General features: G+C 61.5%; 17 protein-coding genes. 4 read left to right on the top strand and 13 right to left on the bottom strand.

What is annotated here, in order from left to right; genetic code table 11:
- Nucleotides 1-26: 26 nt before the first annotated feature.
- The 10 genes from AC4CWF_RS07515 to AC4CWF_RS07470 form a co-directional block, all read right to left on the bottom strand.
- Complete coding sequence (locus AC4CWF_RS07515) at nt 27-1,316, bottom strand: ABC transporter substrate-binding protein (RefSeq protein ID WP_491284554.1); 1,290 nt, start codon at nt 1,314-1,316, stop codon at nt 27-29.
- Between the two features lie 274 nt (nt 1,317-1,590).
- Nucleotides 1,591-3,339 carry a hydantoinase B/oxoprolinase family protein gene (locus AC4CWF_RS07510; RefSeq protein ID WP_491284552.1) on the bottom strand — a complete coding sequence of 583 codons (1,749 nt, stop codon included), beginning with the start codon at nt 3,337-3,339 and terminating at the stop codon, nt 1,591-1,593.
- Between the two features lie 5 nt (nt 3,340-3,344).
- Nucleotides 3,345-5,432, bottom strand: a complete 2,088-nt coding sequence (locus AC4CWF_RS07505; RefSeq protein WP_491284550.1) for a hydantoinase/oxoprolinase family protein — start codon at nt 5,430-5,432, stop codon at nt 3,345-3,347.
- Nucleotides 5,433-5,753: 321 nt separating this feature from the next.
- The gene (locus AC4CWF_RS07500; protein ID WP_491284548.1) at nt 5,754-7,562 is read right to left on the bottom strand and encodes an ABC transporter ATP-binding protein; all 1,809 of its coding nucleotides are present in this window, start codon (nt 7,560-7,562) and stop codon (nt 5,754-5,756) included.
- Nucleotides 7,559-8,317: a DUF1028 domain-containing protein gene (locus AC4CWF_RS07495; protein WP_491284546.1), complete on the bottom strand. Its 759-nt coding sequence runs from the start codon at nt 8,315-8,317 to the stop codon at nt 7,559-7,561. The genes AC4CWF_RS07500 and AC4CWF_RS07495 overlap by 4 nt, the downstream gene beginning before the upstream one ends.
- 3 nt (nt 8,318-8,320) lie before the next feature.
- Nucleotides 8,321-10,105: a gamma-glutamyltransferase family protein gene (locus AC4CWF_RS07490; RefSeq protein ID WP_491284543.1), complete on the bottom strand. Its 1,785-nt coding sequence runs from the start codon at nt 10,103-10,105 to the stop codon at nt 8,321-8,323.
- Nucleotides 10,106-10,122: 17 nt separating this feature from the next.
- Nucleotides 10,123-10,992, bottom strand: coding sequence for an ABC transporter permease (locus AC4CWF_RS07485; RefSeq protein ID WP_491284541.1), 870 nt, complete (start codon nt 10,990-10,992; stop codon nt 10,123-10,125).
- A complete protein-coding gene (locus tag AC4CWF_RS07480) occupies nt 10,989-11,936 on the bottom strand; it encodes an ABC transporter permease (protein WP_491284539.1) in 948 nt (315 codons plus the stop codon). The genes AC4CWF_RS07485 and AC4CWF_RS07480 overlap by 4 nt, the downstream gene beginning before the upstream one ends.
- A 108-nt stretch (nt 11,937-12,044) precedes the next feature.
- Nucleotides 12,045-13,553, bottom strand: coding sequence for an ABC transporter substrate-binding protein (locus AC4CWF_RS07475; protein WP_491284537.1), 1,509 nt, complete (start codon nt 13,551-13,553; stop codon nt 12,045-12,047).
- Between the two features lie 102 nt (nt 13,554-13,655).
- On the bottom strand, nt 13,656-14,399 hold the full coding sequence (locus AC4CWF_RS07470) for a FadR/GntR family transcriptional regulator (RefSeq protein WP_491284535.1): 744 nt from the start codon (nt 14,397-14,399) through the stop codon (nt 13,656-13,658).
- Nucleotides 14,400-14,623: 224 nt separating this feature from the next.
- On the opposite strand from AC4CWF_RS07470, the gene sthA reads away from it, so the two are divergent.
- Nucleotides 14,624-16,102 (top strand): Si-specific NAD(P)(+) transhydrogenase, encoded by a 1,479-nt coding sequence (gene sthA / locus AC4CWF_RS07465; RefSeq protein WP_491284533.1) that lies wholly within the window; start codon nt 14,624-14,626, stop codon nt 16,100-16,102.
- Between the two features lie 160 nt (nt 16,103-16,262).
- Here sthA and rpsD read toward each other — a convergent pair whose 3' ends face one another.
- Nucleotides 16,263-16,880 (bottom strand): 30S ribosomal protein S4, encoded by a 618-nt coding sequence (gene rpsD, locus AC4CWF_RS07460; RefSeq protein WP_491284531.1) that lies wholly within the window; start codon nt 16,878-16,880, stop codon nt 16,263-16,265.
- Between the two features lie 434 nt (nt 16,881-17,314).
- Here rpsD and AC4CWF_RS07455 point away from each other — a divergent pair, with 434 nt between their 5' ends.
- Both AC4CWF_RS07455 and pepT read left to right on the top strand, forming a co-directional pair.
- Nucleotides 17,315-18,319 (top strand): TerC family protein, encoded by a 1,005-nt coding sequence (locus AC4CWF_RS07455; protein WP_491284529.1) that lies wholly within the window; start codon nt 17,315-17,317, stop codon nt 18,317-18,319.
- A gap of 139 nt (nt 18,320-18,458) precedes the next feature.
- Entirely contained in the window at nt 18,459-19,703 is a 1,245-nt protein-coding gene (gene pepT, locus AC4CWF_RS07450; protein ID WP_491284527.1) for a peptidase T, read from the top strand.
- Between the two features lie 43 nt (nt 19,704-19,746).
- On the opposite strand, the gene AC4CWF_RS07445 is transcribed toward pepT, so the two are convergent.
- A complete protein-coding gene (locus tag AC4CWF_RS07445) occupies nt 19,747-21,273 on the bottom strand; it encodes a helicase HerA domain-containing protein (RefSeq protein ID WP_491284525.1) in 1,527 nt (508 codons plus the stop codon).
- 117 nt (nt 21,274-21,390) lie between these two features.
- The gene (locus AC4CWF_RS07440; RefSeq protein WP_491284523.1) at nt 21,391-22,023 is read right to left on the bottom strand and encodes a LysE family translocator; all 633 of its coding nucleotides are present in this window, start codon (nt 22,021-22,023) and stop codon (nt 21,391-21,393) included.
- Nucleotides 22,024-22,186: 163 nt separating this feature from the next.
- Here AC4CWF_RS07440 and AC4CWF_RS07435 point away from each other — a divergent pair, with 163 nt between their 5' ends.
- Nucleotides 22,187-22,870: a helix-turn-helix transcriptional regulator gene (locus tag AC4CWF_RS07435; RefSeq protein WP_491284521.1), complete on the top strand. Its 684-nt coding sequence runs from the start codon at nt 22,187-22,189 to the stop codon at nt 22,868-22,870.
- Nucleotides 22,871-22,911 lie beyond the last annotated feature (41 nt).

Here is a 22,911-nt window from a genome sequence, read left to right as displayed (position 1 = left end):
GTTTGCGTGCAAGCGCAGAGCGCGGATCAGAGAGCCATCTTGGTGTAGTCGGCATCCGTATCGTAAAGGCCGTCCTCGATGGAGGTGCGATGCACCACCTTCAGCTTGCCGCCTTCAACCTTGGAAATGTTCTGCGAGCCAAAAACCTGGTGCGTCTTGCCGTTGAACAGTTTTGCGCCCTGCGGATGTTCGCGGCTTTCGGCAAGCGTGCTGATGGATTCCATCGCCGTCACCAGATCCTTCTTCTGCGCCTCGCCCTTGTAGTTGGAAAGCTCCATGGCCTGCTTCATCACGAAGAGCGTTTCCCAGATGGAGAACATGTGGGAATAGGTCGAAATGTCCTTGCCGTCCTTGACGCTGGCGCCATTGGCATCAACGCCAACCTTTTCGCGGAAGAACTTGTCGAACTCGCTCTGGTTGGCCTGCGCATAACGCGGATAGGCCTCCCAGAAATAGGAGCCTTCGAGGAAACCGAGTTGCGGCGTGGCGAAATCGACACCCTCAAGCGAATCGATGAAGCCAAAGATTTCCGGGCGTTGGCTGCCGAGATAATCGCCAAGTTCCTTGACGAAGGTGAGCACGGCCGGTCCGACCATGACGTGGTAGATCACCTCCGTCGACGGCGGGATCTGCGGGAAATAGCGGGTGAACGAGGTTTCCGTCGGCGGCACGGCGATCTTGCCGACCACTTCGCCGCCTTGCGCCTTGATGGCGGCGGTGAAGAAATCGCGGTGATCATGGCCGAAATTGTAGTCCGGATAGATCATCGTCACCTTTTTGCCAAGCGTGTCACCGATCCATGGCGCCATGGAGGTGACCTGCGAGCGCACGTCGGTAATGCCCGGCTGGAACGTGTAGCGGTTGAGTTTTCCAGCACCCAGAAGGCTTGCCTCCGAGCAGATGAAATAGGGCATCTTCAGCTCGCCGGCGCGGGGTGCAGCGGCCGCCACGACGTTGGAGAACAGGTGCCCGAACACCGCATCCACCTTGTATTGAGAGGCAAACTTTTCGATGACTTCCGTGCCGCGCTTGGGGTCGGTGCCGTCGTCCTCGACGATCAGTTCCACCTGACGGCCATTGATGCCGCCCATTTCGTTGACCACCTTGACGGCAGCCGTTGCGGTGCGCTCGTACCAGCGGCCATAGGAGGCGCCGATGCCGGTGCGGTGGATCGGCGCGCCGAGCTTGATTGTGCCGCTCTGGGCAAAGCCCGGGCGCAGGATGGCAGGACTTGCCAGCAGGGCGGCGGCACCGCCTGCGGTTTTCAGAATATTACGACGCGACAGCGCCAGAAATGTCTTGGAATCCCGATGCATGCTCATTCCCCTTTTTTTATGGATCAATCAGAACAACAAACGGAACTTTGGATAGTCCGCACCCTCCTGCGGACATCCTCATCCCAAAATGCGGTGGCGCGATATGCGGCGCACGATAGCAAAGACCATTGTCCGCACAAGAAAATAATAGGGTCTCCGATTAGCTCTCGGCGTGGACAGCGCGGGCGCAACTCAGCTGCCGAAAACTACTTCAAAATCTCATCGGAGACCAAGGCACGTTGCAAACTTTCGCCTCGTAAATCCATGATCGCACTCAATTCTCGTACTGTCTGGCGCGCCTCGCATCGGTCGCCGGTCCATCCACCGCGCCCTCCCCAGTCAGCACCACGCCGAACAACCGCTCGGCATCTTCCAGCCCATATCGCTGCAACCGGACATCGGTGGCCACAGCCTCGGGATCCCGTTCCATGGCGTTGCCATAACCACCACCGCCCGGCGTCTCAACCCGCACCCGGTCACCTGGTTTCAGCGGAATATCCTGCGCCTTCGACAGGTGCTCCGGCTGCATCGCGACACCGTCGCGCGTCACCGTCACCCGGTTGACCATGCCATCACCGCCGCCGAGTGCTCCCGGCGGGCCGAAACGTCCGTGATCCATCACGAAACTCGCCGTCGCATCGCCGCGCCGCAGCTCGATCTCGTAGTCCAACCCGAAACCGCCACGATGGCGCCCTGCCCCGCCGGAGCCTTCGCGCAGCGCATAACGATGATAGAGAACCGGATATTGCTGCTCCATGATTTCCACCGGCGGCGCCTTGGAAATGCCGATCGTGGAGCAGCCGTTCGCCAGTCCGTCATGATCGGCATTGCCGCCATAACCGCCGCCGGAAATCTGGTACATGACATAGCCCTGCCCCCGTTCCGGATCGAACCCGCCGAGCGCAAAATTGCCGGAACTGCCGGCAGGCGAAGCCGTGACACGATCCGGCAATGCCTCGACCAGTGCTGCAAACACCGCTTCGGCAATGCGCTGGCTGACCTCTGCCGCGCAGCCGGAGACAGGGCGCGGATACTGCGCATCGAGAAACGTACCTTCTGGGCGGATCACGTCCAGCGGCTCAAACGCGCCCGCCGAAATCGGCACATCGGGAAAGATGTGGCGCATGGCGAGGTAGACGGAGGAGAGCGTGGTGGCGAGCACCGAATTCATCGGCCCGCGACACGGCTTGGACGAACCGGTGAAATCGAAGGTGAGTTTGTCGTCTTTTGCCGTGATCGATAGGCGGATTTCGAGCGGTTCGTTCACCACCCCGTCGCTGTCGATATAGGCGGTCGAGCGATAGACACCCTCCGGGATCAGCCGGATATTGGCGCGCATCTGTTCGGCTGCCCGCCGGCGCAGTTCCTCGATCGCCGCCTCCACCACCGCATCGCCATAACGGTCGAGCATCCGCACGAGACGCTTTTCACCGACGAGAAGCGCTGCCGCCTGCGCCTTCACATCGCCGATACGCTGTTCGGAGACGCGGATATTGGAGCAGATGATCGCGTAGATTTCCGTATCCAGAACGCCCTGCTTGAAGAGCCGCACCGGCGGCAGCCGCAGGCCCTCCTGCTCGACGGAGGTGGCCGACGCCGAAAAGCCGCCGGGCACGGCACCGCCGGTATCCGGCCAATGGCCGGTATTCGACAGCCAGCAGAAGATCTTTCCATCGCGATAGACGGGCATGGCAAAACGCACATCCATCAGATGCGTGCCACCGAGATAGGGGTCGTTGACGATATAGATATCGCCCGGCTGCGGCGCTGCGGCCGTGCCGGCGGCAATCATCTCGATCAGCACCCGCGTCGAATATTGCATCGTGCCGACAAACACCGGAAGCCCGGTGGAGCCTTGCGCAATCAGCGCGCCATCGACGGCGGAATAGATGCCGTCGGAGCGGTCATTCGCCTCGGCGATAACGGGCGAGAAGGCGGCACGCGAAAACGACAGGTCCATCTCATCGCACACCTGCTGCAGGCCGGACTGGATAACCGAAAGCGTGATCGGATCGATCTGCATGGGTTTTAGCCTCCGACCGTGATGATGATATTGCCGTCAGGGTCCTGAGAGGCGGTATCGCCGGGCTCGATGAGAATGGTCGTGTCCATCTGCTCGATGATCGCAGGTCCCGCAATCACCGCATCCGCCGGCAGGTGATCGCGCCAGTAGACCGGCGTTTCGACAAAGCCATCAAACCAGACGGAACGGCTGCCGGTTCTTGCATCCCCAAGGGTCGCGCGACGGCCGGCAGCGTCGATCAGCGCGGAGAGATCGATCTCCTCGCGCTCGCCGATCACGGACGTGTTGACGTTGACGAGATTGGCGCGGATCTGTGGAAGCTCGACATGGAAGCGGGCGAAATAGGCTTCTTCGAACCGGCGCTGCAGATCTTCCCGCGTCGGCTCTCCATCGGGAAGCACCACCCGCAGCACATGTGTCTGGCCGATGAACTGCATGTCGACGGACCGGATTTCGCGGATACGCCTGACGCTGACGGCCTCCTTGCCGATGAGCGTTCGCCCCTCGGCGCTCTGGCGCGCAAAGATCGCATGCACCATATCGAGATCGGCGATCGCCAGCGGCCTGTTGACCGTCTGCACGAAATCATGCCGCAGGTCGGCCACCACGCAGCCGAGCGCATTCGTAATGCCCGGCCGCGACGGCACCAGGACTTTGGGAATACCAAGCTCGCGGGCGATGGCCGACGCATGCAGCGGCCCGGCACCGCCGAAGGCAAACAGCGCAAAATCGCGCGGGTCCTCGCCAAGGCTCACCGACACCATGCGCACCGCATCCGACATGCGGGCATTGGCGATGCGGATCACGGCGGCCGCCGCTTCGATCGCATCGAGCCCGAGTGGCTTGCCGATGGTTATGCCAAAGACAGTTTTGACATCCTGAAGGGTGACGCCTCCCGGCACCGTGCTGAGCCGGCCGGGATCAAGACGCCCGAGCAGAAGGTTGGCATCCGAAATCGTCGGTTTTTCACCGCCGCGCCCGTAGCAGATCGGGCCGGGGGTTGCGCCGGCGCTTTCCGGCCCCACTTGCAAAAGCCCCGCCGCCGTGATGCGGGCAATCGAGCCGCCACCGGCGCCGACGGTGCGCACATCCACCATCGGCACATGGATCGGCATGGCATATTCCACCTCGATCTCGTTGGAGACCGTCGGTTCGGCATTTCGGATCAGCGCCACGTCGGTCGAGGTGCCGCCCATGTCATAGGTGATGAGATTACCCATGCCGGCGCGGCGACCGGTATAGGCAGCCGCCATGACGCCCGAGGCGGGGCCGGACATGACCGTCTTTGCCGCCTCGTTGGCCACATGCCGGGCAGAGACCATGCCGCCATTGCCGTTCATGACAAGCACGTCATGCCGGTAACCGCGTGCCGCCAGCGTATCGGCCAGCCGCTCCACATAACGCCGCAGCAACGGCTGCACGGAGGCGTTGACGGCAGCGGTGACGCCCCGCTCATACTCCCGGCTCTCCGACAGAAGTGCATGGCCAAGCGTGATATTGCCGTTCGGCCAGATGTCTTTCGCGATCTCGCCGGCGCGGATCTCGTGGGCGGGATTGGCATAGGCGTGCAGGAAATGGATGACCAGCGCCTCGCACTCCATCTCGATCAGCCGCGTCAGCGCAGCACGAAGCGCATCTTCATCGAGCGCAACCACCACATCGCCGCGCGCGTCCATGCGCTCGGGCACTTCAAGGCGCAGGTCACGCGGAATGATCGGGCGGAAATCGCCCTTCATGCCATAGGCCTGCGGGCGCGTGCGCCGTCCAAGCTCCAGCACGTCGCGAAAACCGTTCGTCGTGATGAAGCCGGTGCGACAGAGCCGGCGCTCCAGCACCGCATTGGTGGTGGTCGTCGTGCCATGCACGATGAGATCGAGGCCAGCGATATCGGCCTCTGCCGCATCGAGCGCATGGATGACGCCAAAAGCCTGGTTGTCGAGCGTCGTCGCGACTTTTGCCAGCCGCACCGTGCCTGCTGTGGCGTCAAAAAGCACGAGATCGGTGAACGTGCCGCCGACATCGATGCCGGCGACAACCGATTGACGTGCAGGCGCAATCCCGGCGTTATCCGCCTGGGGCAAGTGCTGAGACACGGCTGTTCCTCGTATTTTTATTGTTTGTATACGAATGAGTTAAAGCCGGTTTTTGTCGCCTGTCAAGCGGCCATGCAGGCGGGCAAAACGACGAAGGCCGCAGCACCGCCGCGGCCTTCGATTTGTTGACAAACCTGTCTCGCACCACGACGTCATCCTCGGCTTTGTGCCGAGGATCTACTAAGATCTAACAAATCAAACGTTTGCAGATGCTCGGGACAGGCCCGAGCATGACGGAAAAAAGCTGAAAGCCCTTTGTCAGCAGTCTGAAGGCCGCGGCATCGCTGCGGCCTTCAGGTATCGCAGACTGACCGTCGTACTTCAGGCAACCTGCACGAGATGTCCGGCAGAAACTTCGCGGTACTGTCTTTGCGGCGGCTCGAAGCCGACAGGGCGGACGGGGCTCTTCAGCTCGTCATTGGAAATGCCCCGACGAATGCCGCGACGGGCGGGATCGGGCACCGGCACCGCTGCCATCAGCTTTTTCGTGTAAGGGTGCTGCGGGTTTTCGAACACGGCCGCACGGGGACCGATCTCGACGATTTCGCCAAGATACATTACCGCCACGCGATGGCTGACGCGCTCCACCACCGCCATGTCATGGCTGATGAAGAGAAAGGCGAGATCGAGGCTTTCCTGCAGGTCGAGCAGCAGATTGCACACCTGCGCCTTGATCGACACATCGAGCGCCGAAACGCTTTCATCCGCCACGATCACCTTCGGATCGAGCGACAGCGCCCGGGCAATGGCAATACGCTGGCGCTGGCCGCCGGAAAACTCGTGCGGAAAACGCCCCATGATATCGCCGGACAGGCCGACGCGATCGAGCAGATAGGCTGCCTTTTCACGCGCCTCTGCCCTGTTGCCGAGACGATGTTTCAGGAAGGGTTCGGCAATCGCCTGCCCCACGCTCATGCGAGGATTGAGGCTGGAGAACGGATCCTGAAAGATCATCTGGATGCTCTTGCGCATCCGCTGCAATTCCAGCGAGCCGAGACCGCGCACGTTATAACCATCGAGCTGGATCTCGCCTGAGGTCGGCTCGATCAGCCGCATGATCGAGCGGCCGGTGGTGGATTTGCCGCAACCGGATTCACCCACCAGCGACAGCGTTTCGCCCTGACGCAGATCGAAGGAGACGTTTTCAACCGCATGGATCGAACCGGTCTGGCGGCTGAACAGGCCCGAGCGCACCGGAAACCGCGTCACAAGGTTCTTCACCTCGAGGATCGGCTGCTGGGTGGACACGGTTCCCTTGCTTTCGACAGGTGCCACAGAAATCCCGGTCTTGGTGTCGACCACCGGAAAACGCAGGGGCGCTGTGCGGCCTTCCATCGAACCCAGTTTCGGCACCGCCGACAGGAGCGCGCGGGTATAGGGGTGCTCGCCGTGATAAAAAATCTCGGAGGTCGGGCCGGTTTCCACCGCGTCGCCACGGAACATCACCACGGTGCGGTCGGCAATTTCCGCCACCACGCCCATGTCATGCGTGATGAACAGCACGGCCATGCCTTCCTCGTCCTGCAACTCCTTGATGAGGTCGAGGATCTGGCCCTGGATGGTGACGTCAAGCGCCGTTGTCGGCTCGTCGGCGATCAGCAGTTTCGGGCGCGAGGCAAGCGCCATGGCGATCATCACGCGCTGGCGCATGCCGCCGGAAAACTGGTGCGGATATTCGTCGAAACGGGTGTTGGCGTTCGGGATGCGCACCCGCTCCAGCATGCGGATGGTTTCCGCCCGCGCCTGCGTCGCGGTCATGCCCTTGTGGCGCGTCAGCACCTCGGAAATCTGCCGGCCGATGGTGAAGATCGGGTTGAGCGAGGTCATCGGCTCCTGAAAAATCATCGAGACCTCGTTGCCGCGCACCGCCCGCATCTCCTTTTCCGAGAGCGCCAGAAGGTTGCGGCCGTTGAGGATCACTTCCCCCTCGATGCGGCTCGACCCTTCCGCCAGAAGCCGCATGATCGACAGCGACGTGACGCTCTTGCCGGAGCCGGATTCGCCGACGATGGCGAGCGTCTCCCCGGCAGAGACGTCGAAGGACACGTTTCTCACCACCGGTTTCCAGCCACCATCGGCACGGAAGGCGGTGGTGAGATCGCGCACGGAAAGGATCGGTTCTGCGGTCATGACGGGTTCCATGGCGTGGCAAAGGATGCGCTGTCGCGGCCGCTTGCGATGCGTTCGGCCTCGAGGCTTGCGATCTTGCGGTCGATTTCGCTGCGGTCGATCAGGCCATGCGGATTATCCCGCGTCGGCATGGTCTCGGCCACGTGGATGTAGCGCTCCTGCGCGACATCATAGAGCCGCCAGAGTTCTTCGAGCGGATCCGGATGGTCGTCGGCGCGAAGGCTGAGCCAGGCGTAATCCTGATCGCGGTAGATGGTCAGCGCTGCCGACTGCTTGCCGCGTTTGTCGCCGCCGGCCGCTTCGCCCGCCTCCATGGCGCCGAGCAACCGCTCGGCAAAGGGGGCGCTGGCCAGATCCTTGTAGGCGCCAAGCGTCTTTTCGATCACCTGCGGTCCCGCCAGCATATTGCCGGCAACCGATACATTGTCCTCGATGATATGCCCGGCCCAATCGATGCATTTGGTACCGGTGAAGACAGCATTACGGCCGGTTGCATCGATGAGGTGCAACTGCCGCTGCTGGGCGCCGTCGTCGCGCGCCGTCAGCGTCTCGATGATCTCCTGCGGGCTTTTGCCTTGCCCAAGCATGGCAAGCCCATCCGTTCCATAGAGCGGACTCACAAAAGCTTGCGTGGCGACGGCACCGATGCCGCCGCGCATATAGGGAACGGCCGAACCAACGGCAAAGAAGCGGCTGGCAACAGCAATGCCGAGATGGCCGGTTTCAGGATCGCGTGCAACAATGGACCAGGTCATGGCTCAGCGTCCCACGGCATAGGCTTGCATCAGGCGCGGCGTGGCGGCTGCCCGCAGCAATCCATCCGCGTCCCGGCGGGCCGCCGTCAGGCGTCCGACCGTCCAGTTGTCTGCAACCGTCACCTGATGGCCGCGACGGCGAAGGTCTGCAATGGTCGCTTCGCCAAAGCCTGCTTCCACCATGATATGGCCGGGCTCGGACGTGCGCGGATAAAACGAGCCGGGGAAATGCGTCGTATGAAACAGCGGCGCATCGATGGAGGCCTGCAGGTTCTTGCCGTGATGGACATAGCGCAGGAAGAAGGGCAGCTGCCACTGATCCTGTTGGTCGCCGCCGGGCGTGCCGAAGGCGAGCGTCGGGCGGCCCTGATGGAGCGCAAGCGAGGGGGTCAGCGTTGTGCGCGGGCGTTTGCCCGGCGCCAGCGACGTCGGCAGGCCATCCTTCAGCCAGAACATCTGCGCGCGGGAATTCAGCGCAAAACCGAGACCCGGCACGATGGGCGAGGATTGCAGCCAGCCACCTGACGGCGTGGTCGAGACCATGTTGCCCCAGCGGTCGATGACGTCGATATGGACGGTATCGCCCTTCTTTTCGGTGAGATGCGACATGGTGGGTTCATAGACCGCACCCTTGCCGGAAAATTCGGCGAGCATCGCCATGGTCGCGTCACGCTGGTGCTCGTAACCGGGCACCGTGCCCGGGCGCAGTTCCATCGAGGCTTCCGCCCCCATCAGCTTGCGGCGCTCGTTGTTGTAACCGTCCGAGAGAAGCGTGTCCGTCGGGATCTGACTGAATTCTGGATCGCCGTAATAGACCTCGCGGTCGGCATAAGCGAGTTTCATCGCCTCAACGATGTGGTGGACGAAATCCGGGCCGGTCGGGTCCATGGCGGCGAGATCAAAGCCCTTCAGCAGGGCGAGCGACTGCAGCAGCACCGGCCCCTGCCCCCAGGCTGGGGTCTTGGCGACCGTCCAGTCGTGGTAATCAAACGTCTGCGGCGCCTCGATGGTGGCGCTCCAGTTTGCCATGTCGTCGGCGGTCAGCACGCCCTTGTGGCGGATGCCGCTCGCATCCATCACTTCGGCCGTCTTCAGGTAGGTGTCGATGCTTTCAGCAACGAAGCCGCGATAGAAGGCATCGCGGACAGCCTCGACCTGCTCTTCGCGGCCGGATCTCGCTTCCGATTCGGAAATGATCCGCTTCCACGTCTCCGCAAGAACCGGGTTCTTGAAGTTCGAATGTGGCTCGGGCGCGGAACCGCTGGGAAGCCAGGTCTCGTGCGAGGTCGGCCATTCCTTGGCAAAGAAATCCGCCAGCCCCTTGATGGTGGCCGACACGCGCGGCAGCACCGGATGGCCGTGTTCGGCGTAATAGATCGCTGGCTCCAGCACTTCGCGCACGGACATGGTGCCGTAATCGCGCAGCATCAGCATCCAGCCATCGAAGGCGCCGGGAATGACGGTGGAGAGAAGGCCGTCACCCGGGATCAGCTTCAGACCTTCCGAGGTGTAGTGCTCAATGGTTGCGCCAGCTGGTGCCGGTCCCTGCGCGCAGATTACCTCCACCTTGTCGGTCTTCTTCGAGTAGATGATTGCCGGCATATCGCCGCCGGGGCCACAGAGATGCGGCTCAACGATCTGCAGCACGAAGCCGGTGGCAACGGCTGCATCAAAGGCGTTGCCGCCCTTTTCCAGAATGCTCATGCCGACAGCAGAGGCGATCCAGTGGGTGGAGGTGACGACACCGAACGTGCCGAGGATTTCGGGCCGAGTGGTAAAATCAGTCATATCGTTTGCCTTTGCACTCAGTGTTCGCGCGGGTCCAGCGCATCGCGCAGACCATCGCCCAGAAGGTTGAAGCCGATCACCACGAGGAAGATCGCGGCACCCGGCCACATGGCCATCCACGGTGCCTGGGAGAGAAAGTTCTTTGCCACGTTCAGCATGGAGCCCCAGCTGGCGGCCGGCGGCTGCTGGCCAAGGCCAAGGAAGGAGAGGCTCGCTTCGGCGATGATCGCCGTCGCGATGGTCAGCGTTGCCTGCACGATGATCGGTGCCGTCACGTTCGGCAGGATGTAGCGCACCATGATATCCATATGCCCGAGGCCAACCGAGCGGGCGCCCTCGACATATTCCTCCTGCTTGACCGACAGGACCTGTCCACGCGTCAGCCGCACAAAGATCGGCATGGCGGAAAGCCCGATGGCGATCATCGCATTGGTGAGGCTTGGCCCGAGGAAAGCGGCAAGCGCAATCGCCATGATGAGGAAGGGCATGGCGAGCAGCGCTTCGGTGATGCGGGAGATGACGAGATCCACCCAGCCGCCGAAATAACCGGCGAGAATGCCGAAGGGCACGCCGATGCCAACCGCAATCGCCACGGAAAATACGCCCGCCATCAGCGAGGCTTGCGCGCCCCAGATCATGCGCGAAAGAATGTCGCGGCCGAGATCGTCGGTGCCGAGCCAATGCGCGGCAGACGGCGCCTTGCGGATGGCCGACCAGCTTGTCGCCACCGGATCAGGAATGGGCAGGATGGGGGCAGCGGCAGCAAGGATCACGAAAAACAGGATGATGACGAGGCCGGCCAGCGCACTGCGGCTGGATTTCAGCTTTTTCCACGCCCGGCTTTCCTCGCGTTTGCCTGAAAGCGGCGCCTGTTCGATCATGGTCATAGGCTTGCCCTCAGACGCGGATTGAGGAGAACATAGAGAATATCGGCAATCAAGTTCATCAGGATAAAGCCAACGGCGGTACACATGACGACGCCCTGCACGACGGCATAATCGCGGTTGAACACGGCATCGACGATGAGTTTGCCAAAACCTGGAATGGTAAAGATCTGCTCGGTCAGTACGGCGCCTGCCAGCAGTTCGCCAAACAGCAGCGCCGTCAGCGTGATCACAGGCAGCAGCGCATTGCGAAAGCTGTGGCTGAGGATCACTTCCCGCGGCGACAAGCCCTTGGCACGCGCCGTGCGGATATAATCGGCCGAGAGCACGCCGAGCATGGCCGAGCGCGTATGGCGCATCAGGGTTGCGGCAAGAGCGGTGCCCAGCACGAAGGACGGCATGATCATCGTCTGCAGCGAGCGCACCGGATCGACGAAGATCGATTCGAAGCCCGAGGCCGGCAGCCAGCCGAGGTTTACCGAAACGAGAAGGATCAACATGATGCCGAGCCAGAAATTCGGCACCGACAGACCCGACAGCGCAACAAGGCTCGCGACGTAATCCAGCACCGTATTCTTCTTCACCGCCGCCAGAATGCCCATGGGCACGCCGATCACAATGGCAAAGATCATCGACATGATCGCAAGCTGGATGGTGACCGGCAGTTTCTGCGCGATCAGTTCCGTCACCGGCTGGTTGGTGCGCAGCGAAATGCCGAGATCACCTTGCAGGACGCCGCCGATCCAGTGGACATATTGTAGCGGGATCGGGTCGTTCAGGCGGTATTTTTCGCGCAGCAGTTCCAGCACCGCGGGATCACGCTCCTCGCCGGCCATGGCAAGGATGGGATCTCCAGGCAGAAGCTTCTGCAGCGAAAACACGAAGATGGAGATGATCAGCAGAGTCGGGATCGCGACCAGCAGACGTTTTCCGATATAGACAGGCATCAAGGCCATCCTTCACGGGGACAGGGTGGGATGGAGGGCGCCGCAGGCTGAACTCCGCGACGCCCGGAAGGCCGTTCGGCCTCCCTCTTGTCTTCTAAGTCAGGGCGATCAGCCCTTCTTCATGCCGACGAGGCGGATCATGCCATCCGGAGAAGCGGTGAAGCCGGTGACCGACTTTTTCATCGCCCAGATCCACGACTGATGGCCGAGATAGATGATCGGCATGTCGTCGTTGAGGATGACGCTGGCCGCATCATACTTTTCCTTGCGCACGGCTTCATCGGTGGAGGCACGCGCCTCGTTCAGCAGTTCGTCCACCTTCGGGTTGCAATATTTGGTATCGTTGATACCGCCCTTGCAGGTGATGAACTGGTGGATATTGCCATCGGGATCGACCCGGCCCGACCAGTCGGAACGCGACAGCTGGTAATTGCCGCGGGTCTGCTCATCGAGAAGCGTTGCAAATTCGGTCGACTTCAGCTGCACGTCGAAACCGGCTTCCGCCACCATCGACTGCACCACCTGCATCATCTGCTGGGCCACCGGGTTATTGGGGATCTGCATCTCCACGGGCACGCGGTCGAAACCGGCTTCCTTGATGAGCGCCTTTGCCTTGTCCACATCACGCGCCGGCACAGGCAGCGCCTTGTTGAACCACGGGCTGTTCGGCGGGAATGGCTGGTTGCCGCCGACGGCGGTGCCTTCATAAACGATCTGGTTCAGCGCATCGCGGTCGATGGCCAGCGAAAAGGCCTGGCGCAGGCGCTTGTCCTTGCCGAACGGATTGTCGGCGCGCGGGCCGTTGGCAATGTTGGCGTAAAGCGCCATGTAGCCGATGTTGACGACATCGGTATAGGTGAGCTTGCTGTCAGACTTGATGGCGGCCGCATCTGTGGGGGCGACGCGCTCCATGAAATCGAGGTCACCCGATTGCAGGTTGGCAAGGCGCACGGTCGAATCCGGGATCGGCAGGTAGGTGACTTTGTCGATGAAGACATTGTCCTTGTTCCAGTAGTCGGCGAACTTTTCCAAGACGATGCGGTCCTGCTGCACGCGCTCCACGAACTTGAACGGACCGGCGCAGACGGGCTTGGAGCCAAAATTGGCGCCGAGTTCCTTGGCAGCCTTTGGCGAAACGATCATGCCGGCGCGGTCGGAGAGCTGGGCGAGAAGCGTGACGTCAGGCTTTTTCAGGGTGAATTTCACCTCCAGCGGGCCTGATGCCTCGACCTTTTCGACCGACGACAGTTCGCTCTTGCGGCGCGATTCCGGCAGCGTCAGGTTGCGCTCGATGGTGGCAACGACAGCGGCCGCATCCATCGGGGTCTCGTCGTGGAATTTCACGCCCTCGCGCAGCTTCATGGTCAAAACCTTGCCGCCATCAGACCAGGCCCATTCGGTGGCAAGCTGCGGCACGATCTTCAGGTCCGGCGACACATCCACCAGCTTGTCGCACATGGCGGTATAGACGATGCGGCCGACGAAGGTGCGCGACTGCGCGGGGTCCAGCACGTCGGCATCGTCCTGCAGGCCGATCTTCAACTCGACGGCGGCGGCTGGCAGCGCTGTCAGCGCGGTGAAGGCAAGCGCCGTGGTAAGGCGCAGAAAACGGGACATGGTCATTCTCCTCTGATTTTTTGGGTCTGGATTCATGCATTCACGGGTGCCGGCTTGTCTCCGCCGGCTTTCCCAATACCGGGCAAACCGCCCGGGCCTTTTTCAGGACGCAACCTCCAACTCGCCGAGGGCGGCCGCGGGTTCGATGACATCAAGCGAGGTGGCGCGGATCAGCCGCTCCTGCAGCATCAAAAGATGCTGGCGCATGGCTTCACCGGCGCCTGCCGGATCACGGGCTGCAATTGCATCGATAATGCCGGCGTGCTGGGCATAGGCGATGGTGTTGCCGCCATCGGTGCGGGCGCGTTCGCGAATGTTCTGCCAGGCCTCGTTCTGGCGCACGTGATTGATCACGTCGAAAATCGTCAGGAACAGCTGGTTACGGGCGCTCTGGGCGATCTGGCGATGCAGGGCGCCATCCCAAAGCTCGCGCGCATCCGCATCGTCGCTCTCGGTGATTTTTCGCGCCAGTTCACGCATGCGAACCAATTCGGAGGGCTTGGCACGCAGGGCGGCAAGCTGTGCCAGCTGCGGCTCGATGCGCAGGCGCACCTCCATGATCTCCATAAAATCGGTACCGGCAACGATTGCCCCGACATCGCTGGCGAGAGCCTCCGGCCGCTGTCCGACAAAGGTCCCGGAACCCTGCCGCCGCCAGACAGCCCCTTCCGCCTCCAGCACTTCCAGCGCCTGGCGCACCGCACGGCGGCCAATGCCGAGAAGCTCGGACAGGGCGCGCTCAGTCGGCAGCTTGCCATCGGCACCGAAATCGCCGTCGCCAAGCAGGGCGCGCAATTTTTCCAGCGCATAATTGGCATTGTCGAGGGGGGGCTGGGTCGGTACCATTGCGTGAACCAATTTGCTATTGGTTCATCTTCAGGCAAAAAACACCGACAAGTCAAGCCAAAATCTGAGCATGTTTTATTTTGCTTAAATGTTGTGCATCTGCTCACAATATTTTTTGGGAACGTCGCGACCTGAAGAGAAATTGGTCAGATATCGACGTTATCATTTGACCGAAATCATTTGTTGCGCTGCAATAAGCATCTCACCTGAAGACGAGGCACCCCATGTATCAATACGATCTCATCGTTATCGGCAGCGGTCCTGCCGGACGCCGCGCGGCGATCCAGGCCGCCAAGCTCGAGAAAAAGGTTCTCGTCATCGAACAGGGCCGGCGGGTGGGTGGCGTATCCGTTCATACCGGCACGATCCCGTCAAAGACGCTGCGCGAAACCGCGCTCAATCTCACCGGCTGGCGCGAACGTGGCTTTTACGGCCGCTCGTACCGGGTGAAGCAGGAAATCAGCGCCGAAGACCTGCGCCGCCGCCTGCTCATCACGCTCGACCATGAGGTGGAGGTTCTCGAACACCAGTTTGCCCGCAACCGCGTGCAGCAGATGCGCGGCCGCGCCCAGTTCGTCGATCCCCACACGATCGAAGTGGAAAAGGTCGATGGCGAGGTGCTGCGCGTGACGGCCGCTTCCGTGCTGTTGGCCGTGGGTACAAAACCCTATCGCCCCTCCCATATTCCCTTTGACGGCGATGCGGTGATCGACAGCGATGAACTTCTGGAAATCAAGTCCGTGCCGCGTTCTCTGGTCGTGGTCGGCGCCGGCGTCATCGGCATAGAATACGCCACCATCTTCAGCACGCTCGATACGCAGGTCACCGTGGTCGAGCCGCGCGATTCGATGCTCGATTTCATCGACAAGGAAATCGTCGAGGATTTCGCCTACCAGCTGCGCGACCGCAACATGAAGCTGATCTTTGGCCAGACGGTGGAAAAGGTCGAGCGCGAGGACCCGAAAGGCAAATGCCGCGTGACGCTGAAAAGCGGGCGCGTGCTGCAGGCGGAAATGGTGCTGTTTGCCGCAGGCCGCGTCGGCGCCACCAGCACGCTCAACCTCGCCGCCTGCGGGCTTGAGGCCGACAGCCGCGGCCGCCTGAAAGTGGACCCGGATACGTTCCAGACCGCCGTACCGCACATTTATGCCGCAGGCGACGTGGTGGGCTTCCCAAGCCTTGCCTCCACCTCGATGGAACAAGGCCGCATCGCTGCCCGCCATGCGGTGGGCGCGGAGGCCAACGAGCCGCCGCAATATTTCCCCTATGGCATCTATGCCGTTCCGGAAATCTCCACCTGCGGCCTGACGGAAGAAGAAGTCATCCAGCGCGGCATTCCCTATGAAGCCGGCATTGCACATTTTCGCGAGACCTCGCGCGGCCACATCATGGGCCTCGATTCAGGCCTCCTGAAAATGATCTTCTCGCTGAAGACGCGCCGGCTTCTCGGTGTCCACATCGTCGGCGAAGGCGCGACCGAACTGGTGCATATCGGCCAGGCCGTGCTGAACCTCAAAGGCACGGTCGAATATTTCGTCGAAAACACCTTCAACTACCCGACGCTTGCCGAGGCCTACAAGATCGCCGGCCTCGACGCCTGGAACCGCATGGGCGAAGGGCCGAAGGAAGCCCCGGTCGCCACGTCGCAATCGCTTGACCCGGCACCCCCAGCCGACGTCCCGGCACCGGCCAAAAGCGCCTGACGAAATCCACCTGACACAATCAGGCCCCGCCGCCTCCATGAGGCAGCGGGGCTTTTTTTATGTCTTGCCCGCCGGATCGGCATAAAAAAAGCCGCCTCGCAGAACGAGGCGGCCCTTTTGAAGGGAAAAGCCGGCGACAGGCGCCGGCTTTCCGAAATGATTAGCGCGAATAGAATTCGACGACCAGGTTCGGTTCCATGATGACGGCGTAAGGAACGTCCGACAGCGTGGGGACACGAACGAAGGTGGCGACCATCTTGTTGTGGTCGGCATCGATGTAATCGGGAACGTCGCGTTCAGCGAGCGAAACGGCTTCGAGAACCGTGACGAGCTGCTTGGACTTCTGACGCACTTCGATCACGTCGCCAGCCTTGCAGCGGTACGAACCGATGTTGACGCGAACGCCGTTGACCGTGACGTGGCCGTGGTTGACGAACTGGCGAGCAGCAAACACCGTCGGCACGAACTTGGCGCGGTAGACGATGGCGTCCAGACGCGACTCGAGCAAGCCGATCAGGTTTTCGCCGGTATCGCCCTTGCGGCGGTTGGCTTCGTCATAGGTGGCGCGGAACTGCTTCTCGCGGATATCGCCGTAGTAGCCCTTCAGCTTCTGCTTGGCGCGCAGCTGCACGCCGAAGTCGGAAAGCTTGCCCTTGCGGCGCTGGCCGTGCTGGCCGGGGCCGTATTCGCGGCGGTTAACCGGGGACTTCGGACGACCCCAGATATTTTCGCCCATGCGGCGATCGATTTTGTACTTGGATGCAGCGCGCTTGCTCATCGCATTTCCTTTCACAGTTTGTCAGGCCGGACCTTGAGGGGCCAGCCTTCAGGAAACACGCCCTCCTAAGAAGCGCCTCTTTCAAGGTCACCTCTGACAGGTTTCTCACGGAGCGTCCGGAGACAACCACGGGACATGTCGTTGAAACACTGGACATTGCTATCCGGTGCTGGCGCGGTCTTTAGGGGCAAGTCATGAGATTGTCAACATCCGCGGCCGATGCGGGTGGGGACAGGGCTACCTGCGGCTTGGCACCATGCACATGACGGCACGGTGGCAACGAATGACGGAAAAAATTTGTTCCAGCCCTCTTGAACCACAATTTTGCCATCCCCAGATCTTGCCCAGCACCGGGCCCCTCTGACGTGGACTGCCGGATCGACCCGTGATGTCGGTGCTTCATCAATCAACTTGATCCGGCATGGATAAATGTCATGGATTTTCTCTGGGTTGATTTCCAGGGGGCCGCCGTCTGGATGTGGCTCACCTTCCTTTTCATCGTCATCGCTCTTCTTGCACTGGATCTTGGCGTTCTTCACAAGAAGAGCAAGGAGATCGGCATCAAGGAGAGCCTTCTGCTCTCCGGCTTCTATATGACGCTCGGCGTCCTCTTCGGCGGCTTCGTCTGGTACCAGTTCGGCCAGCAGACCGGCCTTGAATATTTGACCGGCTTCGTCATCGAAAAAAGCCTTGCGATGGACAATATCTTCGTCATCGCGATGATCTTTGGCTATTTCTCTATCCCGCGTGAATACCAGCACCGTGTCCTGCTCTGGGGTATCCTCGGTGTCATCGTTCTGCGCGGCATCATGATTGCGGCCGGTGCGGCCGTCGTCGAAAACTATGGCTGGGTTCTTTATCTCTTCGCGGCCTTCCTCATCATCACCGGCATCAAGATGCTGTTTTCCAGCAGCGAGCCTTATGATGTCGAGGCAAACCCGATCCTGAAAGTGCTGCGCAAGCGCCTTCCGATCACCGACCGCCTGCACGGCGAAAAGTTCTTCGTGCGTCAGACGGACGACAAGACCGGCAAGCTGAAGACCTACCTTACCCCGCTGATGCTGGCGCTGATTCTCATCGAATTCGCCGACCTTGTGTTCGCGGTTGATTCGATCCCGGCGATCTTTGCCATCACCACGGACCCGTTCATCGTCTACACCTCCAACATTTTCGCGATCCTTGGCCTGCGTGCCCTCTACTTTGCGCTGGCTGCCCTTATCCACCGCTTCGCCTACCTGAAATATGCGCTGTCGGTCGTCCTGATCTTCATCGGCTCAAAAATCTTCCTTGCGGACATGCTGGGCCTTGCCAAGATCCCGCCGCTGGTGTCGCTGAGTGTCACGATCGCCATCCTCGCCGCCGGTATCTTCGGCTCGCTCTGGGCGACCCGCAACACGCCGGCCACGATCGAAAACGGCAAGGTCGAGGCCGACACGTAAGGCTACCCTGCCCCAGCAAACCGCGCCGCTCACCCCGGCGCGGTTTTTTGTTGCCCAGCGTTCACGGCAAGACGTTCACGCCAAGGCGGATGCGGTCTATAGATTGGGCTCGCTCCCATGCCAAAACAGGATGCCGCCCATGTCTCTTCCCACCGATACCGTTCTTGATCGTTTCCTGCGTTATGTGGTGATCGACACCCAGTCGGATGCGACATCAACCACGCAGCCTTCGACGGAAAAGCAGAAGAACCTCGGCCGCATCCTTGAGCAGGAACTGAAGTTGCTTGGCCTTGAGGACGCGCATCTGGACGAGCACGGCAATGTTTATGCGACCGTTCCCGCCAATACCGATAAAGACGTGCCCGTCATCTGCTTCTGCTCGCACATGGATACGGCACCGGATTTTTCCGGCACCGGCGTGAAGCCGCAGATCGTAAAAAACTATCAGGGCGGCGATATCCGCCTCGTCGGTGACACCACGCAGGTGATCCGGGTTTCCGAGCATCCGGAACTTCAGGCACAGATCGGCCATGACATCGTCACCACCGATGGCACGACGCTTCTCGGGGCCGACGACAAGGCCGGCATTGCCGAGATCATGACGGCCGCGCAGTTTCTTCTCGCCAACCCGCAGGTGAAGCACGGCGCGATAAAACTTCTCTTCACCACCGACGAGGAGATCGGCCGCGGCGCCGACAAGGTGGACCTTCAAAAACTCGGCGCACGTTTTGCCTATACGCTCGACGGCTCGACCATCGGCGAGATCGAGAACGAAACCTTTTCCGCCGATGGCGTGACCATCACCATTTCGGGCGTTGCCATGCATCCGGGCACGGCGAAGGGAAAAATGGAAAACGCCATCAAGATTGCCAGCGCCATCGTCGCGCGTCTGCCGCAGGATCAGGCGCCGGAAACCACCGAGGGCAAGCAGGGTTTTATCCACCCCGTCGGCATCTCGGGCTCGATGGAAGGTGCCAAACTTTCCCTCATCATCCGCGATTTCGAGGATGAGGGCCTTGCCGAAAAGGAAGAGCTTCTGAAGGGGATCACTGAAGAGGTGATGGCCGCCTATCCCGGCTCCACCTACACGTTTTCGGTCAAGGAACAGTATCGCAACATGAAGCGCGTGCTCGACCAGCATCCTGAGATCATGGACAACCTCATCGCAGCCACGCGCCGCGTCGGGCTGGAGCCGAAAATCCACAGCATCCGTGGCGGAACCGATGGTTCGCGCCTCTCCTTCATGGGCCTACCCTGCCCCAACATCTTTACCGGCGGCCATGCCTATCATTCGCCGCTCGAATGGGTGAGTGTTCAGGATATGGAGACGTCGGTGAAGACGATTGTAGAACTGGTGAAGGTCTGGGAAGAGCAGGCGGCCTGAGGACCGCTGGGCAGCCAACGGGCTGCCCGTTTCCGCCAAAAAATTACTCGGCGGCGAACCGGTCGCGCTTCACCGGCTCATCATCCGTCGCATCGGCCATGCCGGGCGCGGTCTGCACGTCGAGATCCGGGAAGGCGACGATGCGTTTGCCGGAGAAATCCGAATGCAAGACGACAAGGCCCTGCTCCTCGAAATAACCGAGCAGCCGGCGCGCGCGCCGTGCCGAATGGGTGCCATAGGCTTTGGCGATGCGCATGTCAGACGGGCAAGGCTCGCCCAGCAGTGCCGCCTTCGCCATCATCAGGAACACGCCCTGCAGATCGTCGGACACGCGGGCCGAGAGATCAAGCGCCGTCTGCCAGCCGGGGCTTTGCGCGGTATCTTCATCGACGCCTGCGCGCGAAATCGCCACGCGGCGGCGAAACTCGCCCATCGCCATCGGCGGTCCCGGCAGGCGGCGCATGCGGGCGCGCACCAGAAATTCCTGGTAGAGAACGGCATCGGTGCGGTAGGCGGCCTGCGGATCGTCGATGATCTCGGACAAAACGGCGGCCATCCGCTCTTCGCGTTCATCGGCAGACAGTTCCGGCTGCGAGGGCCGGCCAGGGTCGGGCGCGACCGGGCTTGCCGCCGGCGTCGAGCGCGACAGTTCGGCCAGAATGTCGGTGGTCGGGCGGGGTGCGGGTGCGGCACGACGCACGATCGGACGGGTAAATTCTTCCGGGTCGGGCGTAAAGATCAGGTCTTCCACATCAGCGACACTATCAGGCAGTGGCATCAGTTTTGGCGAGGACGAACGCGCCGAGGTTTCCACGTCACCGATGACGATCGGCAGCGGCCGGCGCGACAGAGCAGGACCGAGGGCTACAAAATTGCCGCGCTTCAGGTCGCGGAACATTTCCGCCTGCCGGCGATCCATGCCCAAAAGGTCGGCGGCGCGCGCCATGTCGATATCGAGAAAGGTGCGGCCCATCAGGAAGTTGGAGGCTTCGGCGGCCACGTTCTTGGCAAGCTTTGCCAGACGCTGCGTGGCAATCACGCCGGCAAGCCCGCGCTTTCGCCCACGACACATCAGGTTGGTCATTGCCGCAAGCGACATTTTTCGGGCGTCTTCGGAGACATCGCCGCCGACGGAGGGCGCAAACATCTGCGCTTCGTCCACCACCACCAGTACCGGATACCAATGCTCGCGGTCGGCATCGAAAAGCCCGTTCAGGAAGGCGGCAGCGGCACGCATCTGGTCTTCGATATCAAGGCCTTCGAGCGTCAGCACGCAGGAGACGCGGTGCTGGCGGATGCGGGTGGCGATGCCGAGAAGTTCGGCCTCCGTGCGCTCGCCATCGACGACCACATGGCCATATTTGTCGGCGAGCGTGACGAAATCGCCTTCGGGATCGATGATCACCTGCTGCACCCAGGGGGCAGACTGTTCCAGCAGGCGGCGCAGCAGATGCGACTTGCCGGAACCGGAATTGCCCTGCACCAGAAGACGCGTCGCCAGAAGCTCCTCGATATCGAGCTTGGCCGGCTGCCCGCCGGACAGAGTTCCCATATCGATGCCTACCTGCACTGCCGACCTCATCTTATCTGCGGGATGCCCCGCTCATCAAAAAGGGCTTTAGCAAATATTCACCGAGTCGGCGCGCTGAAAGACGTCCCCATCAACAGGCAATTGAAGGATGCGCAATCAGGCCGCGCGCCTGAAGCCGAACGTCAGCAGCCCTGCCCCGATCATCAGCGAACCGCCGGTGCGGTTGACGATGCGCTGCACTTTCGGCTTGCGGATCGTGTCGCGCGCCATCGAGGCGAGGAGACCGTAGAGGGCAGCATTGAGGCTGGCGAGAACCAGAAACGTCGTCTCGAACACCACCATCTGGAAGAAAAGCGGCTGATCGAGTTTCAGGAACTGCGGCAGGAAGGCGACGAAAAACACAATGCTTTTCGGGTTGAGCGCCGTCACCACATAGGTGTGCAGGAAAATCTTCAGCGGCTTTTCGTCCGCCTCCTCGGTCTCGGCAGCCGCCAGCCGTTCCGACACCGGCGCCCGCCACAGCTTGATGCCGAGATAGATCAGATAGGCCGCACCGATCCATTTCAGCCCGGTAAAGAGAAACGACGAGGTGGCGAGAAGCGCGCCAAGGCCCAGCATCGATGCGGTCATGGCGGTGAAATCCCCGAGCGCCACGCCGGCAACCGTTGCCATGGCCACCTTGCGGCCGTGCGACAGCGCATAGGAAATCACCAGCAGGATTGTCGGGCCGGGGATGGCCAGAAGCACCGCGGATGCGGCCACGAAGGCAAGCCAGGTTTCAATCGACATCGTCGTTTCCCTCTCGATGAAACAGCAGCAAGCCACCGCGGCGACAAAAGTGCAAGCCCCTGCTCTTCACTGACATCGGCCACAGTGCGCGCCCCTTGGCGCTCGCACACTCCTGCCGTAAAATGGCAGGAGTGTTTGGAGCATCTGGGGGGCAGGCAGATCGATGGCGCGAACAGACAGGCTTCTCGATCTCCTGCAGATCCTGCGTCGGCACCGGCATCCGGTGAGCGGTGATGTGCTTTCCGAAGAATTAGGTATTTCCATCCGCACGCTCTACCGCGACATCGCCACGCTTCGCGGACAGGGCGCCGATATCCTGGGCGAACCGGGCATGGGCTATGTGCTGAAGCCGGGTTTTCTGCTGCCGCCGCTTATGTTTTCGCAGGACGAACTGGAGGCACTGGTGCTGGGTGTTCGCTGGGTGTCGAAACGAACCGGCGGCGCGCTCGGACAGGCGGCAGACAACGCACTTGCCAAGATCGCCGCCGTTCTGCCGCACGATCTCAGCGACCGGCTGGACGATCACCACCTTTTGGTCGGGCCGGCGCAACAACCCGGCACGGGCATGGAGGCCCTGACCCAGATCCGGCTGGCCATCCGGCGGGAACACACGCTTGCCATCACCTATGAGGATCAGGCCGGTGCTGTGACGCAGCGGGTGGTCTGGCCGTTTGCGCTCGGCTTTTTCGATCATGTGCGGGTGATGATCGCCTGGTGTGAAACGCGCCGAGATTTTCGCCATTTTCGCGCCGACCGCATCATCAGCCTTGAAGAGACAGGACAACGGTATTCACGCCGCAAGCCGGTGCTGCTGAAGGAGTGGCGGGCGTCGCAGGCCATCCCCTGAAATCAGTCAGGTCTCGCCACGACGGGCAAACACTCCTGCCA

This window comes from Neorhizobium sp. PAMB6630 (assembly GCF_058242775.1).
This window is presented reverse-complemented; position numbering and strand designations above follow the sequence as displayed.

Coding starts and splice junctions, on each gene's coding strand:
- AC4CWF_RS07515 (WP_491284554.1), bottom strand. CDS start 1,316: ATGCATCGGGATTCCAAGACATTTCTGGCGCTGTCGCGTCGTAATATT.
- AC4CWF_RS07510 (WP_491284552.1), bottom strand. CDS start 3,339: ATGCAGATCGATCCGATCACGCTTTCGGTTATCCAGTCCGGCCTGCAG.
- AC4CWF_RS07500 (WP_491284548.1), bottom strand. CDS start 7,562: ATGACCGCAGAACCGATCCTTTCCGTGCGCGATCTCACCACCGCCTTC.
- AC4CWF_RS07495 (WP_491284546.1), bottom strand. CDS start 8,317: ATGACCTGGTCCATTGTTGCACGCGATCCTGAAACCGGCCATCTCGGC.
- AC4CWF_RS07490 (WP_491284543.1), bottom strand. CDS start 10,105: ATGACTGATTTTACCACTCGGCCCGAAATCCTCGGCACGTTCGGTGTC.
- AC4CWF_RS07485 (WP_491284541.1), bottom strand. CDS start 10,992: ATGACCATGATCGAACAGGCGCCGCTTTCAGGCAAACGCGAGGAAAGC.
- AC4CWF_RS07480 (WP_491284539.1), bottom strand. CDS start 11,936: ATGCCTGTCTATATCGGAAAACGTCTGCTGGTCGCGATCCCGACTCTG.
- AC4CWF_RS07475 (WP_491284537.1), bottom strand. CDS start 13,553: ATGTCCCGTTTTCTGCGCCTTACCACGGCGCTTGCCTTCACCGCGCTG.
- AC4CWF_RS07470 (WP_491284535.1), bottom strand. CDS start 14,399: ATGGTACCGACCCAGCCCCCCCTCGACAATGCCAATTATGCGCTGGAA.
- sthA (WP_491284533.1), top strand. CDS start 14,624: ATGTATCAATACGATCTCATCGTTATCGGCAGCGGTCCTGCCGGACGC.
- rpsD (WP_491284531.1), bottom strand. CDS start 16,880: ATGAGCAAGCGCGCTGCATCCAAGTACAAAATCGATCGCCGCATGGGC.
- AC4CWF_RS07455 (WP_491284529.1), top strand. CDS start 17,315: ATGGATTTTCTCTGGGTTGATTTCCAGGGGGCCGCCGTCTGGATGTGG.
- pepT (WP_491284527.1), top strand. CDS start 18,459: ATGTCTCTTCCCACCGATACCGTTCTTGATCGTTTCCTGCGTTATGTG.
- AC4CWF_RS07440 (WP_491284523.1), bottom strand. CDS start 22,023: ATGTCGATTGAAACCTGGCTTGCCTTCGTGGCCGCATCCGCGGTGCTT.
- AC4CWF_RS07435 (WP_491284521.1), top strand. CDS start 22,187: ATGGCGCGAACAGACAGGCTTCTCGATCTCCTGCAGATCCTGCGTCGG.